Source organism: Capnocytophaga sp. oral taxon 326 str. F0382, assembly GCF_000318295.1.
In the GTDB taxonomy this organism is placed as follows: domain Bacteria; phylum Bacteroidota; class Bacteroidia; order Flavobacteriales; family Flavobacteriaceae; genus Capnocytophaga; species Capnocytophaga periodontitidis.
The window spans coordinates 16040-30183 of the sequence record NZ_KB291464.1 but is presented as its reverse complement, the minus strand read 5'-3'; the positions used below and the strand labels follow the sequence as shown (position 1 = coordinate 30183).

At 33.8% G+C, this 14144-nt stretch carries 21 protein-coding genes; 7 read left to right on the top strand and 14 right to left on the bottom strand.

Going from position 1 to position 14144, the window contains the following annotated elements; translation table 11 throughout:
• Positions 1-12: 12 nt before the first annotated feature.
• The 11 genes from HMPREF9073_RS13500 to bshA form a co-directional block, all read right to left on the bottom strand.
• Complete coding sequence (locus HMPREF9073_RS13500) at positions 13-2733, bottom strand: hypothetical protein (protein ID WP_009751038.1); 2721 nt, start codon at positions 2731-2733, stop codon at positions 13-15.
• Between the two features lie 155 nt (positions 2734-2888).
• A complete protein-coding gene (rplI, locus tag HMPREF9073_RS13495; RefSeq protein ID WP_009751037.1) occupies positions 2889-3416 on the bottom strand; it encodes a 50S ribosomal protein L9 in 528 nt (175 codons plus the stop codon).
• An 18-nt stretch (positions 3417-3434) separates the two neighbouring features.
• A complete protein-coding gene (gene rpsR / locus HMPREF9073_RS13490) occupies positions 3435-3713 on the bottom strand; it encodes a 30S ribosomal protein S18 (RefSeq protein ID WP_002671374.1) in 279 nt (92 codons plus the stop codon).
• Positions 3714-3717: 4 nt separating this feature from the next.
• On the bottom strand, positions 3718-4059 hold the full coding sequence (gene rpsF, locus HMPREF9073_RS13485) for a 30S ribosomal protein S6 (RefSeq protein WP_002679068.1): 342 nt from the start codon (positions 4057-4059) through the stop codon (positions 3718-3720).
• Between the two features lie 124 nt (positions 4060-4183).
• Complete coding sequence (locus HMPREF9073_RS13480; RefSeq protein ID WP_232212989.1) at positions 4184-4723, bottom strand: hypothetical protein; 540 nt, start codon at positions 4721-4723, stop codon at positions 4184-4186.
• A gap of 79 nt (positions 4724-4802) precedes the next feature.
• On the bottom strand, positions 4803-5660 hold the full coding sequence (locus HMPREF9073_RS13475; RefSeq protein WP_009751035.1) for a leucine-rich repeat domain-containing protein: 858 nt from the start codon (positions 5658-5660) through the stop codon (positions 4803-4805).
• Positions 5661-6104, bottom strand: coding sequence for a hypothetical protein (locus HMPREF9073_RS13470; RefSeq protein ID WP_009751034.1), 444 nt, complete (start codon positions 6102-6104; stop codon positions 5661-5663). It abuts the gene before it with no gap.
• Positions 6101-6844, bottom strand: coding sequence for a class I SAM-dependent methyltransferase (locus HMPREF9073_RS13465; protein WP_009751033.1), 744 nt, complete (start codon positions 6842-6844; stop codon positions 6101-6103). Before HMPREF9073_RS13465 ends, HMPREF9073_RS13470 begins: the two co-directional genes overlap by 4 nt.
• A gap of 18 nt (positions 6845-6862) precedes the next feature.
• The gene (locus HMPREF9073_RS13460; RefSeq protein ID WP_009751032.1) at positions 6863-7198 is read right to left on the bottom strand and encodes a hypothetical protein; all 336 of its coding nucleotides are present in this window, start codon (positions 7196-7198) and stop codon (positions 6863-6865) included.
• Positions 7199-7200: 2 nt separating this feature from the next.
• Positions 7201-8115 carry an NTF2 fold immunity protein gene (locus HMPREF9073_RS13455; protein WP_009751031.1) on the bottom strand — a complete coding sequence of 305 codons (915 nt, stop codon included), beginning with the start codon at positions 8113-8115 and terminating at the stop codon, positions 7201-7203.
• A 6-nt stretch (positions 8116-8121) separates the two neighbouring features.
• Positions 8122-9246, bottom strand: coding sequence for an N-acetyl-alpha-D-glucosaminyl L-malate synthase BshA (bshA, locus tag HMPREF9073_RS13450; RefSeq protein WP_009751030.1), 1125 nt, complete (start codon positions 9244-9246; stop codon positions 8122-8124).
• Between the two features lie 100 nt (positions 9247-9346).
• Here bshA and HMPREF9073_RS13445 point away from each other — a divergent pair, with 100 nt between their 5' ends.
• The 4 genes from HMPREF9073_RS13445 (at position 9347) to HMPREF9073_RS16435 (ending at position 10460) form a co-directional block, all read left to right on the top strand.
• The gene (locus tag HMPREF9073_RS13445) at positions 9347-9772 is read left to right on the top strand and encodes a hypothetical protein (RefSeq protein ID WP_009751029.1); all 426 of its coding nucleotides are present in this window, start codon (positions 9347-9349) and stop codon (positions 9770-9772) included.
• Positions 9769-9948 carry a hypothetical protein gene (locus HMPREF9073_RS16445; RefSeq protein ID WP_009751028.1) on the top strand — a complete coding sequence of 60 codons (180 nt, stop codon included), beginning with the start codon at positions 9769-9771 and terminating at the stop codon, positions 9946-9948. Before HMPREF9073_RS13445 ends, HMPREF9073_RS16445 begins: the two co-directional genes overlap by 4 nt.
• 11 nt (positions 9949-9959) lie before the next feature.
• Positions 9960-10121: a hypothetical protein gene (locus tag HMPREF9073_RS16440; protein WP_009751027.1), complete on the top strand. Its 162-nt coding sequence runs from the start codon at positions 9960-9962 to the stop codon at positions 10119-10121.
• Positions 10122-10265: 144 nt separating this feature from the next.
• A complete protein-coding gene (locus tag HMPREF9073_RS16435) occupies positions 10266-10460 on the top strand; it encodes a hypothetical protein (protein ID WP_232212987.1) in 195 nt (64 codons plus the stop codon).
• A 298-nt stretch (positions 10461-10758) separates the two neighbouring features.
• On the opposite strand, the gene HMPREF9073_RS13430 is transcribed toward HMPREF9073_RS16435, so the two are convergent.
• The 3 genes from HMPREF9073_RS13430 to HMPREF9073_RS13420 are packed head-to-tail and all read right to left on the bottom strand — an operon-like array spanning position 10759 to position 12868.
• Entirely contained in the window at positions 10759-12021 is a 1263-nt protein-coding gene (locus HMPREF9073_RS13430) for a site-specific integrase (RefSeq protein ID WP_009751025.1), read from the bottom strand.
• Positions 12018-12467 carry a hypothetical protein gene (locus tag HMPREF9073_RS13425; protein ID WP_009751024.1) on the bottom strand — a complete coding sequence of 150 codons (450 nt, stop codon included), beginning with the start codon at positions 12465-12467 and terminating at the stop codon, positions 12018-12020. Before HMPREF9073_RS13425 ends, HMPREF9073_RS13430 begins: the two co-directional genes overlap by 4 nt.
• A complete protein-coding gene (locus HMPREF9073_RS13420; protein WP_009751023.1) occupies positions 12464-12868 on the bottom strand; it encodes a hypothetical protein in 405 nt (134 codons plus the stop codon). Before HMPREF9073_RS13420 ends, HMPREF9073_RS13425 begins: the two co-directional genes overlap by 4 nt.
• 138 nt (positions 12869-13006) lie before the next feature.
• Here HMPREF9073_RS13420 and HMPREF9073_RS13415 point away from each other — a divergent pair, with 138 nt between their 5' ends.
• The 3 genes from HMPREF9073_RS13415 to HMPREF9073_RS13400 all read left to right on the top strand — a co-directional run bounded on the left by HMPREF9073_RS13415 (position 13007) and on the right by HMPREF9073_RS13400 (position 14144).
• A complete protein-coding gene (locus HMPREF9073_RS13415; protein ID WP_009751022.1) occupies positions 13007-13249 on the top strand; it encodes a hypothetical protein in 243 nt (80 codons plus the stop codon).
• A gap of 294 nt (positions 13250-13543) precedes the next feature.
• Entirely contained in the window at positions 13544-13870 is a 327-nt protein-coding gene (locus HMPREF9073_RS13405) for a DUF3853 family protein (RefSeq protein ID WP_009751020.1), read from the top strand.
• The gene (locus HMPREF9073_RS13400; RefSeq protein ID WP_009751019.1) at positions 13863-14144 is read left to right on the top strand and encodes a DUF3853 family protein; all 282 of its coding nucleotides are present in this window, start codon (positions 13863-13865) and stop codon (positions 14142-14144) included. The genes HMPREF9073_RS13405 and HMPREF9073_RS13400 overlap by 8 nt, the downstream gene beginning before the upstream one ends.

The window sequence follows — 14144 nt, the reverse complement described above, 5'->3', positions numbered from 1 at the left end:
TTTTATGGTTATTTATCGTATTGATTTAGGATCTACGCCTGTATTGATAATCGCTTGACGAATATCGGTAAAAGTTTTTAGATTTGCTTTTCCTTTTACAATATCGAAATTATTTCCTTTTTTAAGGAAATAAATAATATTTGATTGTCCACCAAAATAAGGAGGTTTAAGATTATCAATACTACCTCCTGTTCTTACAGCTGTAAAGAAAGCTACGTATTGTTTGACACGTTCTTCGATTTCGTTTTTATTTTGGTTAAAATCGTAAGATACCACTTCCCAGTCACTATTGCTTAGGCGTTTTGCATTGATTTTTACCTTATCTACCACACTTTCAGAGCAAGATGGAGAGTTGAAACGTTTCAAATCAGCAATAAACTCTTCGGTAAGGCTTACATTTGTAGCTTGAGGTCTTGCACCTGTTCTGATGTGTCTCACTACAGTTTTACCATCAGTTTTTTCTACTATAGTTGTAGTAGTTCTTTCGACAGGGGGAGTATTCTTAGGTTCAGGATTATTTTTAGGAGCTGCAATAGGTTTAGGTTCTCTTGTAGGTTCAGGTGCAGGAGTAGCTATTTCAACTACATTATCCTCCTGGTTTTCACGGTTTTTAGTTTGAGAAATAATTTGCTCTAAATCTTTTTGATAAGATTTCAACTCTGAAGCTCCACCTCTTAAATAAGGGCGTAACAAGCTATCAACTTGTTCGCTATTATAAGCAGAATAATCAAAATCTTTTAAGAAATTTTCCCATACAGCTTTTTCAAATTCAGGGCGCAATTTTTCGGTGAGGTAATTGCGTTTTTTTGCTTCGGCTAAGAAAAGAGTTCCTTTAGGGTCGGCATGAGTACTTTTCCAATTCTGCACTTCAGCAAGGAAGAAACGAGCTGGAGATACTACATCAATTTTAAGAGTATCTTTATTGCCTTCCTGTACCATTGTAGCTAATTTAGCAAGTTGTTCTTTATTGAACACAACAGTATCTTTTCCTTCTTCAGCAAAAGTAATTACCAATTTAGTTTCAGTTTCAGGTAAGCCTTTTTTGAGACGAATGTAAGTACTATCAATTTCATAATTATGTTCGTCTATGTTTGTTAAGAAATGGATATCTTCGATTTTGCTTTCCGATTTGAAAGCAATGTATGCCTTGGTAGGGTCTTTAAGCATAGGGAAAATAAACCAATAACCTATTCCCACTAATGCCAAAACAAACACCACTATAGATGCTATTTTGAGCCAGAAGAAGCGAGATTTGTGTATAGGTTCATTTTTATTGTCACCCACAGTAGCTAAGCTGTTGTTTATCACAGCAAGTTGATTTTTTGCTCTAGGACTTTCGGAAGCAAGCATTTGAGGATTGTGTACATTACCCTCGATTTCATAGTTTATTTCACCACTTTTAGAGATACTTATCACTCTTTTAGTTTCTTGATTTTCAAACTCAAAGTGATACAAGTGTTCAGGAAGAACTATCTCTATAGGCGAATCGCTACGCAAAGAAGTGCTAAACACAATCCCGTTGATTTTCAATGCTACAGCTACTATTTTATTAGAAACGACTGTAAAGTGATATTGCTCAAAAGGTATAGTGAGAGGGATTCTCTCATCCACTACATAATTACTTCTAAAGACAATACCATTATAGCTAATATTAAATATTTTTTGAGCCTCATCACCTTTGAAAAGGAAATAAAAGCCTTTGCTATCACTATGAGGTTTTATCTTGAAACTACCACTTTCTAAGGACAAGAAAGTGATGTATTTTTGGAAGTCGTACTGAGGAGTTTCTACATAGAGTTTGGTTTCCTTTTCTACAAAAGGAATAAATTCTAAGCTATAACTATTATTAGTACGCTTGATATATCCTTTTTTGATTGCTTTCTTAACGGTATCGTTATAGGAGAACATTTGGTAATACTTAGACTTCTCAAGGAGTAACTCTATAGTATCATCATCAGAGAAAATCTCGCTTTCATAAGTAGTACTCACATCTCTACCATTTCTCATAAAAGCCAGAACTTTGATTCTCTTGTCGGCAATAGTAAAGTGAGATGTACCACTATTATTAGTAGTTGCAGTTGTATTTTGCTGAGTTCTATATTCAGGAAAGAAAAGTTCTATACTATAAGCACGAGGATTCTCTACAAATTCTTTTCTCAAGAAAACAACGTCCTGAATATTATCGAACTCTGGGCGATAAGGCATATTAAAATACTTATCTACTTCATAAATATCACTATAAGAAAAAATTTTAGGAGTATATGGCATTTCTAAAGTACAAGGCTTAGGCTGAAGTTCTTCAGTAAGTTGTTTTTCATAGCCACGTAGGAGATTGAAATAAGGGAAGATATCTTCTTTTTCGTTGAGCAAAGGCGCACCATTCTCGTAATTGATATGTTCAGCGAAGTACATATCCATCAATAAGTTGAGTACTTGTCGTATTCCACGCCATTGCAAAGTGTGAGGAACATACAACGATATAGCAATATACACTCCTGTTTGACCATTTACTTCACGAGAAGAACGGTACTGGGTGTATATTTTGTAGTTTTGCGTAAATTGAAGTGTGTAGAAATCTACACGAGGAGTGTGGATACGAATAAAAGCACTAAGGTCTTTTAATCTATCTTTAACCTCTTTAAGTTGAAAATTAACTCCTTGAGAAGCTAATACTTTACAACCTTGTTTGTAGCCCCATATAGTTAGGCCGACTGTATTAATTTTTGATTCCATTGTAATAAGAAACTTGCTAAAAAACGAGGCAAAGGTAGATATTATTTTTGAGAAAAAAAAATATATTTGTAAAAAAAATACCTACCAAAGATTTTACGTCTTTAATAGGTATCAAAAATTATAATTGATATGAACTATTTACTACTTATAATTTATTAGTTTTCAGCAGATTGCTCAGTTGGAGTCTCAGTTTTAGGTTCCTCCACTTTTTCAGCAGGTTTAGCTTCAACTTTGGCTACTTCTGCTACAATTTCGAATGGGAAATCAACGATTACTTCACGGTGTAAACGGATAGCAGCGTTGTATTTACCTGTACGTTTGATAGTGTTACCTGCGATAGAGATAAATTTTTTATCGATATCGTGACCAGCTTTAGCTAATTCTTGAGCAACATCAGCGTGATTAACAGAACCGAAGAGTTTATCACCTGCACCTACTTTGGCTACAATTTTCACTGCCAAGTTAGCAAGAGCTTTAGCAGTTTTCTTAGCTTCTTCGATGATGTGTTGCTCTTTATAAGCTTTTTGTTTTAAGTTTTCAGCTAATACCTTTTTTGCTGAGGGAGTAGCTAAAATTGCGAATCCTTGCGGAATGAGGTAATTACGACCATAGCCGTTTTTTACAGTAACGACATCGTCTTTAAAACCTAAATTATGTACGTCTTGTTTAAGTATAATTTCCATAGTTTCTACTCCTTGTTATTATTTTAATAAATCGGCTACATAAGGCATTAAAGCTAAGTGGCGAGCTCTTTTCACAGCGGTAGCCACTTTGCGTTGGAACTTCAATGAAGTACCAGTAAGGCGACGAGGTAGCAATTTACCTTGTTCGTTCACAAACTTCAAGAGGAAGTCAGCATCTTTGTAATCAATGTATTTAATACCTGATTTTTTAAAGCGACAATATTTCTTTTGTTTAGAAGTGTCGATGTTTAGTGGAGTGAGGTATTTGATATCTCCTTTTTTTTGTTCTACTGCCATTTTCTTACGCTTTTTTAGTGTTTAACTTAGCTCTTCTTTTTTCAGCCCACTCGATGGCGTGCTTGTCTAATTTCACAGTGAGGTAACGCATAACACGTTCGTCACGACGGAATTCCAATTCGAAAGCGTCGATTACTTCACCAGCTACTTTAAATTCAAAGAGGTGATAAAATCCGCTTTTTTTGTTTTGGATTGGGTAAGCTAATTTTTTCAAGCCCCAATTCTCTTTTGCTACAAATTCTGCCCCCCTTGAAGTAAGAAAATTTTCAAACTTTTCTACTGCTTCCTTTATCTGTGTTTCAGATAAAACGGGATTCAAAATGAAAACAGTTTCGTATTGATTCATAAAAATAAAATGATTAAATGATTTTTAATTCAGGGCGCAAAAGTAGTATATTTATTTGAAGTAACAAAATAAAATACATTTTTTTTTTGCAATAAATCAAATTAATTAACTGATAATAAATATATTAATATTCTATTTCTTTCTCTATTAACATCTCTCCCCTATATATTTTTTGGTAACGAATGAGTAGCTCCTCTTTGTAATAACCTATATAGTAGGCACGTTCTTCTTGGTGTGCCTCAGCATCCTGTTGGCTTACTTCATCATATAGGTAGGTAGGGCGATTTGTTTCTTTTTTGTGTAGGTCAGAACAGCTAAGGAAATAACGTTGTACAATATTGTCCTTATACAAATAAAGTTTTTGTCCATTCATAGGGATTTCGGCAAAGACTCTTTCTTGTTCAACGGGGGTAATAGGTATTTTAGGCTCAAAAGGGGGATCAGCGTGGAAGGCATATTGAGGATCAATGTGTATTTCTGAGCTTTTTACTTTGAACACTTTACGCTCCCATTGGTTGCCTAATAAGAAATATTGGAAGCCGTCCTTTTCTCCGCAATATTCATAGGTGAGTAGGGATTGCAGGGGAAAGGCTTCGGTGGTTTTTCGCTCTTCTGGGGAACTTTTGCAAGAAAATAGGGCTAATAAAGAGGCTAATAAGGTCATTTTTTTCATTCTTTTCTACTAAATATATAGATGTCAGCTTCTTCAAAGTTCGGATATTCCCCTCCAAAGACTTCTCTTATTACACTCTTACCGAGGTAACGTTCAAAGGTAAGTAAATATCCTTAGCATCTGTACAAACAAACTCTAAATAAGGCATTTTCAGCAAAGGAGAGGCATCCTTTATAGGGTTAAAACATATCTTTAAGTTCCGAAGGGTCTCTATACCTACCAAATCACTAAGGTCTTCTATCTTGTTTTGCTCTAAGTTCAATTCCTCTAAAGATAAATGCTTCAAAGGAGAAAGGTCTTTTACTTCATTGTGATACAAATATAAGGTATTGAGCTTCTTAAGGGCTTTCAATGGAGATAAATCACTGATTTGGATACTCTCTAATTGCAAATATTCAAGATTGGGCAGCCACGCCAAAGGAGATATATCTGTAATTTGGTTTCTATCCAACCAAAGTTCGGTAAGGTTTTGTAATCGTTGTATGCCCTCCAAAGAAATGAGTTTATTGCACGATAGTTTTAACTCTTTCAGTTTCGTAAGTTCACAAAAAGGAGTTATATCGCTCACCCCACTATCATAAACCTCTACTTTTTTAAGTTTTTTGTACTTAGCAAGAGGTGTATAATCCGTTGTCTTGACACTTAGATAGAGTTTTTGTAGTTTCTCCAAGGGAGGCAAGGCTTCCAAGTGGGTTATATTGTCCGACAACAACTGTAATTCCTTTATATTGGGGAACATTTGCAAGTCGGCTAAGTCCTCCGAGTGCAAATCATCGTTATGAATAAGCATTTTGGTAATCAAAGGGGCGCTTTCTTCTTTGACCAATACTCTCCTTCCGTCTTTTACAAGAAGGTCAGCGTGTTTCTTTTTCAGATATTGCTTTACTTTTTGCTCTATGAGCTTGCTTTTAAAGGTTATGTAACTCATTTAGTTTAATTTCAATACTTCTTCAAAACTAAGTATCTCGTATTCTTCGTTCAAGTGATATTTTTCTTTGGTTTGCTTATACCAAACATCGTATTCTTCCTGAAAGCCATTAGTATCAGAGGGCGTTCCGTCCTGCCAATACATATTTCCTTTGGCTATCTCCATTGCGTTGTGATAGGTGAGCTCGTGCGTAATGCAAAATAGATTATCAAGATCTTTAGGTGGGGTTGTAAACAGGCTATTTTGAGCTAATTTTTCAGTAGCATCTTCCCTGCTAAGTCCTGCATAGTGCATCATATTGTGCTTAAGCCATTCGCAATAGGAATAGTGGTTATAAATCCAATAACATTGGTCTTCTGAGTCTTCATATACTATTCCATCACACAAGCCATTTTCGTGAGGTTCCGTTCCTATTTGTGCTAATCGTTTTTGTAAGGCATTCATTTAGTTGTTTTTCTAAAAGTAATTCCATAAAATTTGTTATTCCAGAACAATTCTGTTTTCTTTTCAGTCACTGACGCTGGGATACATTGTTCTATGGCGTTCAAATCAATCGTTTTGCCTTCAAAATAGGATTTAGAAAAGACGCTTTTCTTGTATTGGGTCTCCACAAAGTCGGCTGTCTCATCAGCGATAAGGAGTTTACTACCTGGTTTGGCAACTCGGAGCATTTCGTTCATAGCAAGGGCTTTATCGTTGAAAAAATTGATGCCTCCGTTGTGAAACACAATATCAAAAGTATTATCGGCAAAAGGCAATTCCTCGGCGGGACATTGCACAAGGGTAAGGTTTGTTTTCTTTTGCCACTGCTTCTTACATCTTTTGAGCATTCCCATAGAAATATCGGCTCCTACAAGGTTTATTGTTTTCAGATCAATCCCTTGGGGTAGATAACGCAAGTCCGCTCCTGTACCTATGGAAACATAAAGCACAGAAATATTATTTTTCCATTCCAAACGGCTCATCAATTCCGTACGTAGGTGGTCAATGGCGTTTCCATACTTGATTTTTCCTATCCATTTTTCTCCAAAATCATAAAAGAAAGACATCCAATCGTACATTTTCATATACTTTTGATTGTCTCCACTGACAAAATGGTCATTCATACAGCAAAAAATACCATTTTCTTGTCTCACATTTTCTATTTTTATGTCTGATTTAAATATTTGAGATATATCTTTCATTGTATTTATATTTTTGAATTATCTTTTCTTAATCAAAATATCTCCTTCACAAAGCCAAATGGGTTTATTTTCTATCTTTAACTCCTCCCACCATTGTTTTTCTTCTGTTTCAGCATCATCTACAAGACGGAAATTAGAAAAATCTGTACGAGGCGGAGGCAACACAATAATATGCTCTATCTCTTTAGGTTCCAAATGATAAGTATCCGAAAGTTTTTTGAGGAACAATAGTTGTTCTAACTCCTTTTTATAGCTTAGAAGTGCTTGTTTCTCCTCTTGCAAAAGAGAAACTTCTTTAAGCTGATGAATTATTTTCTGAAGTTCGTCTTCTATAAGTTGTTTTACTGTTTTCATTATTATAATCCGTATTTAGTCCAGCCCCCATCGTGCCATTGACATTCGTCAATGTTCCACTCCCCCTCTTTTCTGATGATGAGAAAGCGAAACTGACAATTATGTCTGTCTTGAGTGTAGAGGTATATCTTATTCTTAGTAACCACCTCACTATCGATAATTTGATGTTCACCATAGGTACCACCTTTATCTAAAGAATAACTAATTCCTTCAGGGCGATAGCCTGCCCTACGCTTGTCGGTACAATACTTTTTGAAGAGGACTTTGCATTTTTCTCTTACCAAAAGATCGCCCTCTCGGGTATCGTCATTTTTGGTAGCGAAAGCCTCCCACTCGGTCATTGCCACAAAGAAATCTAAGAGTAATTGCTTTACTACAGGCAGATCATCGGTAGGAGTTGTCGTTGGTTTCTTCTTGCCTGCGGTGCGTTGGGCTTGTTCAAAGGCTTTTATCTGATCGGCGGTGAAAGGTTTATCAAGGTAGAAACTCACCTTGTTGTAATGTGCCGCAGCCATTAGCCCCTCAAAAGTAACCCGTGTTCTCTTTAGCGAAAGAGACTTTAGGCGTGGTACTTGTAGGACAATTTTTAGTGTCTCATCAGTTACGGGGCAACCGTCCAGCGAGATATGGTTGATAGGTTTGTCGACAAAGTACTTAAAGCCTTCGCCTGTAACTTGCTTATTACCCTCTAAGAAAAGGAGTTTTAGTTTGGGCAAAGTCGCCAAGTATTGTAGTGCTTCATCAGTAATCGCGGTATTGATAAAGCCCATATTGACCAACGACTTTACTTGCACGATCTGTTCAACCATCTCGTCGGTTAGGGCAACATCTTTGTAATGATGTCCTTTACAAAAGCGCTCCTCGGTTACTTCTTTGAGCGCGGTTTCTAAGGTAATGGGGCGTTTGTATGTTGCCATAATATTTTATTTTTCTTTTATAGCATTGTAGTAAAGAGCTTCATACATCGGTATAATTTTCTCTTCATCAAAACGTGCTGCTACTTTTCGAGCATTCTGTTTAAATTGTGCCAAGCGGTCTTTGTCACTCAAAATATAAATAGCTTTTTCAGCCATTGTTTGCACATCGCCTATTGGACATAAATAACCTGATACACCTTCTTCATTTACCTCCGATAAGCCTCCTGCATTACTTGATACTACGGGTACACCTGCAGCCATTGCCTCTAAGGCTGAAAGTCCAAAGCTTTCGGATTCTGAGGGGAGTAAAAACAAATCTGTAAAACATAATATACGGCCTATATCAGATGTATTTCCCAAGAAAAGCACCTTTTTCTTAATACCTAAATCCTTACATAGCTGGTCGGCTATCTCACGCTCAGGTCCGTCACCTACCATTATCAATTTGGCAGGAAGTTGTTGCTGAATGCCATAGAATACCCTTACCACATCGTCTACACGCTTCACTTTCCTAAAGTTGCTAATATGAGTTACAATTACCTCATCGGGAGTTGCCATTACTGTTCGTTTGCAAGGAGAAATAGATTCAGTTTTTTTTAAGGCAATAAAGTTTGGAATAACTTTTATATCTTTATTTACATTGAAAAGGCGCAATGTATCTCGTTTCAAACTCTCGGATACCGAGGTTACTACATCCGATTCGTTGATGCTAAACGTTACCGCTTCTTTATAAGTAGGGTGATTACCTACAAGAGTAATATCTGTGCCGTGTAAAGTGGTAATCATAGGCACTTCTATCCCTTCACGTTTGAGCATCTGCTTTGCCATATAGCCTGCATAAGCGTGTGGAATAGCGTAATGCACGTGCAAAATATCAATGTTGTAAGTCTTTACCACATAAGCCATTTTGCTTGATAACGCTAATTCGTAAGGTTGATAATGAAACAAGGGGTACTCCTCTACGTGTACTTCGTGAAAGTGAATGTTCATTTCCAAGAAGTCTAAACGCACAGGATAACTATAAGTAATAAAGTGTACCTGATGACCTTTACGGGCTAAGGCGATTCCTAATTCGGTAGCAACTACACCGCTACCTCCAAAGGTAGGATAACACACTATGGCTATATTCATTTTTTTGATGTATTAGATAGGCAAAAGTACTATTTTTCTGTTGGGTATAAAAAATATTAACAAAAAATTATATCTTTGCAGTTGAGTAACAAGTTATAAAATGAAAAAAACAGCTTCTTTTTTAAACATTCATAATGGAGATTTCCTTCTCATAGAAAGTGAAACTATTACAACTAATACAACTTTTTCTAATCTTAGAGAACGTTTTCCAAATAATAAAATATGGGAGGTAGGTACAGGATACTATTGGCTATATTTTTACAATTGTTCTTTTGAAGGAAAACTCTTTGATGTTTCACTTTGTTTTAAAGGTGAGCAACTTGAATGTTTATGTTTTTTGATGAACGAACGACAGACTTCGTGGGAAGATTGGAGTGAAGAATACGAATTGAAAACTGAAAAATATTACAAACAATGGCTCACAGCCCACATTGGTGATAATCACTCTTTTGATTGGGGAAAGATTGAGGCTCTTTATGACCGTAAAGGAGGGGGTACAGCTATTTGGTTAAGTTACAAAAGATGAAATATTCAAACAAATTAAGTCCTTATATAGAAGAAGCCTATAGCTTTTTTTCTTATTTGATTGATAAACATTTATCAGTATGTGATTGTGACAATTGCATTACTCCTGCTGAAATAGATGATTTATGCCCTATCCCCTTTAGAAGCTCTCACTTCAACAAATTAGCACCTATGTAGAAGCTATATTAGTGAGTATAGTTAAGGCTATTGTAGAAGTTCATTATTTTTTACCACGTATGCTTGAACTCCTTTGTGAGGGTAAAATATTTTATATAGACGAGGGATTATCGCTCTCTAAATGCTATTTTGAACGTCTTGACTTGTGGGAAGCTCCCGAAATAGATTTTTAAAAGCGGTTTTCTCTTGCTTTTTTTAAAGTTTTCAGTGAAAGACACTCTGAAATCACCAATGCTGAAGATTGGTTGGTTTGTTTTGGATTAGCAGGATTGCCCATTCAGCCTTTATTAGACTGCTGGATGGCTAATGCTTATAAAATGAATGCAATTCGTTATTTTGAAGAAATTTTTATGTATAGCTTACAAGCTAGAGGAATAGAGTATCATCATACCTATTTTAAAGACAGACACAGAGAACTGAATGTACAAATTACAGAATGGCTTAACAACTGTAAATCATTAAAGATTTTTTATAAAGCTGTAGAAAAATTATTATTATCAGATATGTTTTAAATAAAAAAGTAGTATATCAACTTGAAAATATGTATAATATATTAGAATTTGAAATAAAAAATCGCTAATCATCAATTATTAATAATAAAAAAATCCATTATAACACTTTATTTTGTTATAATGGATTTTTTTGCGGAGAGAGAGGGACTAAACTTTAATACTAATAAAAACTAATAAAGAATAAAATGATTGATTTTAAGTTACTTATAAAAAAATAAACACTAATAGAAACTAATAAACACTAATAAAGATAACTATTTTTAGTCCCTGATTTTTCTAATAGGGACACAAATGAACTCTACAAAAGATTAAATTTTGACATAGCGTTTGCTTTGGTTTCATCGGCTATATCAATATAAGGTTTCATAGCTTTGTAATCACTGTGTCCTGTCCATTTCATAACTACTTGAGGGGGTATACCTAAAGACAGTGCATTACAAATAAATGTACGTCTTCCTGCGTGAGTACTCAATAATGCATACTTAGGAATTACCTCATCAAAGCGTTTGCTTCCTATGTAATAAGTCTCTCGAATAGGTTCATCAATACCCGCTAATTGAGCTAATTCTTTTAAGTAGTCATTCATTCTTTGATTTGTGATAACAGGTAAAGCTCGTTCTTTTTTATCTTGGTAGTCTTTGTATTTATCTAGTATTTTTTTACTATGTTCATTCAATTCTATTGTCAAACTATCATTAGTTTTCACAGTAGTTATTTCTATGAATTTATCTTTTACATCACTCCTTTTCAAGTTTTCCACATCCGAATACCGTAACCCAGTAAAACATTGAAATAAGAATACATCACGTACTTTTTCAAGATAACTATTTTCTTTTGGAATTTCAAACTCTCTAAATTGTTTAAATTCTGAAGGAGTCAAGAAAATAATCTTCTTTTGTGTAGTCTTTAACTTAGGTTTGAAGTTTTCAAAGAAAATATTTGTATTATATCCTTTCTTATTACTCCAACGTAAAAAGCATTTTACAAAAGATATATTTTTTAAAACAGAAGAATTTTTTTGCTTCAATTCTTCTTGTAAATAATTAAGATATTCTACTAATTTCTCTTCAGTGAATTTTTCAAAAGTAAGTTCAGGGTCAAAGTTAAATAAATGATTTTTTATAACGTGAAGTTTCTTTTTAGTAGCAACTGTCCATTGATTAAAAGCTCCCTCCTCAGCCATAAAATCATCATAATACTGGAAGAATGATTTTTCTAATACTACATTCTTCTCTCTACCAATATTGGAATTAAAAACAGATTGAAATTGCTCTTTAGTAGGTATTACTTTCTGAATTTCAAAATACTTAATAGTATCTTCACAGGCCTGTTCAAATAGTTGTAATTTTCTATTGATAACACTTGCAGGAACTTTCTTTTTTCCGTGTGTAGTATTGGTTTTACAACGCTGTATCTCATAACTCCATTTCTCCACTTCGATGCGATAACCAAGATTGAAGGCAACAATATTACCTCCCCACTTTATGCGATAACGAGTACGAGCATCAGATTTATCCTTTTCCTTATCTAATAGAAATTGAGAATGATATTTTAAGTTCATTTTTTATTTTCTTTTATAGCTATTAAAATTGTTTTAGCTTTCCAACCATTTTCCGTTTTTATATATTGTATATTTCCTTCTATATTTAAAACCTCATCTTTGTATACAAGCCTAAAAAGACCTCCATTGGAATAGAAATCACCATTATTATCTATTACTTCTAGAAAACTATTTTTTGCACTATTAAGAAATGGCATAAGCTGAATATTTCCATTCTTTAAAAATTGTATTTTCCCTATAAACTTTATAGAGTAATAGGGAATATCATTTTTCACTTTCTTAACTCCATCTTCTTTTTCAAACGAAGTTAGTTTAGCTTTTTCTTTACTTTCTTTAAAGATGGTTTTAGCCAAATCTTCTTGTGCTTTCTCTGTGCTAATTTGAGAATAAGCAATAACGTTTAGTAAAAATGCTAAAAATAAAAGTACTACATTTTTGAATTTCATTTTTGAGTATTTTTTAAAATTTCCAACAATGTACTCATTTGTTCTTGACTTGTTTTAAGTCGTTCGGTAAGTTCCTTATGTTGTTCTATTATTTTAGAAACATCTTCATTTGAAATAGAAATTGTTACATTTCCACCAGTGATATTATTAGCGACGAAGCTATTTTTTGATTTGACATTAGAATTATCAATGACTACAGTCCCTTTTTTTAGCATTTCTCCTTCTCCTAATAACAACCACAAAGGTTCTATTTCAGGATAAGACTTTAATATTTTAACTAAATTATCAGTTCCCACGCTTTTATTTTTATCTAAAAATCCGTTAGAAAGCCCAACTTCTCTATAAAAAGCCAACTTACTAATTCCTTTATATTCAATAAATTGTAAAATTCTCTCCACCATAGCGAAAAATATTTTATTAGCTTTTTATCTAATTTTCTTTTGTATTTAGTTTTTAATCTATATATTTGCAGCCGAAATACAAATCTATTTAGGTTTAAAATGCAATTACTAAATAATTGGCAAATATATAAATAAAAAATGAAAGTAAGTAAAATTATCATCGAAAAAATTTTGAACGACAACAATTTTAGCATTGAGTTAGCTAAAAGACTAGGTAACCAACAGCAATCAGTATTAGGATTGGCACGCAGAAACAGTCGTAATTTGACTCTTTGGGAAGCTGTTCTATTTTACAAAGAACAAGGCTTCACCGAAGAGCAAATCTTCCACGATTTTAGTTCTGAAAAACCTGTAATTGTAGGCAAAGAGCTAAGCAATTAAGGTTAGATTAAAAACAATAAACTATCCAAGAATCAATTGTGCAATAAATTTAGAAGTAAAGCTACTTTTAAAGGTCGTAATGTTTTTGTACAACAAGAGTATAGATATTGTTGGTGAAATTTACTTAGGTAAAATTCCGAATACAATGGTATCTCATCTTATTGATAGAGCACAAAGAGCCCGTGATCAATACAAAAATAATGAATTAGGATGGATTGATTTTATTCGGCATCTTGACAGAGAAAACTGTCAAACATTAGCTGAATATGTGTTTAACAAAAAAATAACACCTTTATGAAAATAACACATAACACAGAAGTAACAGTAAGAGAACAACTTATTGAAATACAATCAAAAATAGTAAATATATTAGCTTTTTTATCCTCTGACACAGAGGGAACAGAAACTATTGAAGTAAGTTCTTTTTCTAAAGATAAATCTTTAGAAAAGAAATACGTATATGGTTTAAAAGGTCTTGCATCCATATTGGGATGTTCTAAATCACACGCACAAAACATTAAAAATTCTGGAATATTAGATAAGGCTATTATTCAGAATGGACGCAAAATAATAGTTGATGCTGAAATGGCTATAACTCTATTTCAAAAACGTTATGAATAACTTAGATCCCAATACACCTTTGTTTAAACTTACCCTACAAGAACTAAAAGCAGAACTTATAGTAGAAATTCAGAATCAATTCTCGACTCTCTTCCCTAAGAAAAAATACGAGTATGGTATAAAAGGGTTAGCTAAAATATTAGGTTGTTCACGTGCAAAAGCAAGTAAAATTAAAAACTCAGGCATCATAGATGAGGCTATATTTCAGAATGGAAAAATAATTGTTATTGACATAGAAAAAGCCTTAGAACTCTTGAATAAGAATAAAGAATAG

Excerpts from the sequence above, each read along its gene's own strand:
- HMPREF9073_RS13465 (WP_009751033.1), bottom strand. The coding sequence starts at position 6,844 with ATGAAAGATATATCTCAAATATTTAAATCAGACATAAAAATAGAAAAT.
- HMPREF9073_RS16435 (WP_232212987.1), top strand. The coding sequence starts at position 10,266 with ATGAATGCAATTCGTTATTTTGAAGAAATTTTTATGTATAGCTTACAA.
- HMPREF9073_RS13480 (WP_232212989.1), bottom strand. The coding sequence starts at position 4,723 with ATGACCTTATTAGCCTCTTTATTAGCCCTATTTTCTTGCAAAAGTTCC.
- HMPREF9073_RS13460 (WP_009751032.1), bottom strand. The coding sequence starts at position 7,198 with ATGAAAACAGTAAAACAACTTATAGAAGACGAACTTCAGAAAATAATT.
- bshA (WP_009751030.1), bottom strand. The coding sequence starts at position 9,246 with ATGAATATAGCCATAGTGTGTTATCCTACCTTTGGAGGTAGCGGTGTA.
- rpsR (WP_002671374.1), bottom strand. The coding sequence starts at position 3,713 with ATGGCAGTAGAACAAAAAAAAGGAGATATCAAATACCTCACTCCACTA.
- HMPREF9073_RS13455 (WP_009751031.1), bottom strand. The coding sequence starts at position 8,115 with ATGGCAACATACAAACGCCCCATTACCTTAGAAACCGCGCTCAAAGAA.
- HMPREF9073_RS13405 (WP_009751020.1), top strand. The coding sequence starts at position 13,544 with ATGAAAATAACACATAACACAGAAGTAACAGTAAGAGAACAACTTATT.
- rpsF (WP_002679068.1), bottom strand. The coding sequence starts at position 4,059 with ATGAATCAATACGAAACTGTTTTCATTTTGAATCCCGTTTTATCTGAA.
- HMPREF9073_RS13475 (WP_009751035.1), bottom strand. The coding sequence starts at position 5,660 with ATGAGTTACATAACCTTTAAAAGCAAGCTCATAGAGCAAAAAGTAAAG.
- HMPREF9073_RS13445 (WP_009751029.1), top strand. The coding sequence starts at position 9,347 with ATGAAAAAAACAGCTTCTTTTTTAAACATTCATAATGGAGATTTCCTT.
- HMPREF9073_RS13425 (WP_009751024.1), bottom strand. The coding sequence starts at position 12,467 with ATGAAATTCAAAAATGTAGTACTTTTATTTTTAGCATTTTTACTAAAC.
- HMPREF9073_RS13470 (WP_009751034.1), bottom strand. The coding sequence starts at position 6,104 with ATGAATGCCTTACAAAAACGATTAGCACAAATAGGAACGGAACCTCAC.
- HMPREF9073_RS13430 (WP_009751025.1), bottom strand. The coding sequence starts at position 12,021 with ATGAACTTAAAATATCATTCTCAATTTCTATTAGATAAGGAAAAGGAT.
- rplI (WP_009751037.1), bottom strand. The coding sequence starts at position 3,416 with ATGGAAATTATACTTAAACAAGACGTACATAATTTAGGTTTTAAAGAC.
- HMPREF9073_RS13420 (WP_009751023.1), bottom strand. The coding sequence starts at position 12,868 with ATGGTGGAGAGAATTTTACAATTTATTGAATATAAAGGAATTAGTAAG.
- HMPREF9073_RS16445 (WP_009751028.1), top strand. The coding sequence starts at position 9,769 with ATGAAATATTCAAACAAATTAAGTCCTTATATAGAAGAAGCCTATAGC.
- HMPREF9073_RS13500 (WP_009751038.1), bottom strand. The coding sequence starts at position 2,733 with ATGGAATCAAAAATTAATACAGTCGGCCTAACTATATGGGGCTACAAA.
- HMPREF9073_RS13400 (WP_009751019.1), top strand. The coding sequence starts at position 13,863 with ATGAATAACTTAGATCCCAATACACCTTTGTTTAAACTTACCCTACAA.
- HMPREF9073_RS13415 (WP_009751022.1), top strand. The coding sequence starts at position 13,007 with ATGAAAGTAAGTAAAATTATCATCGAAAAAATTTTGAACGACAACAAT.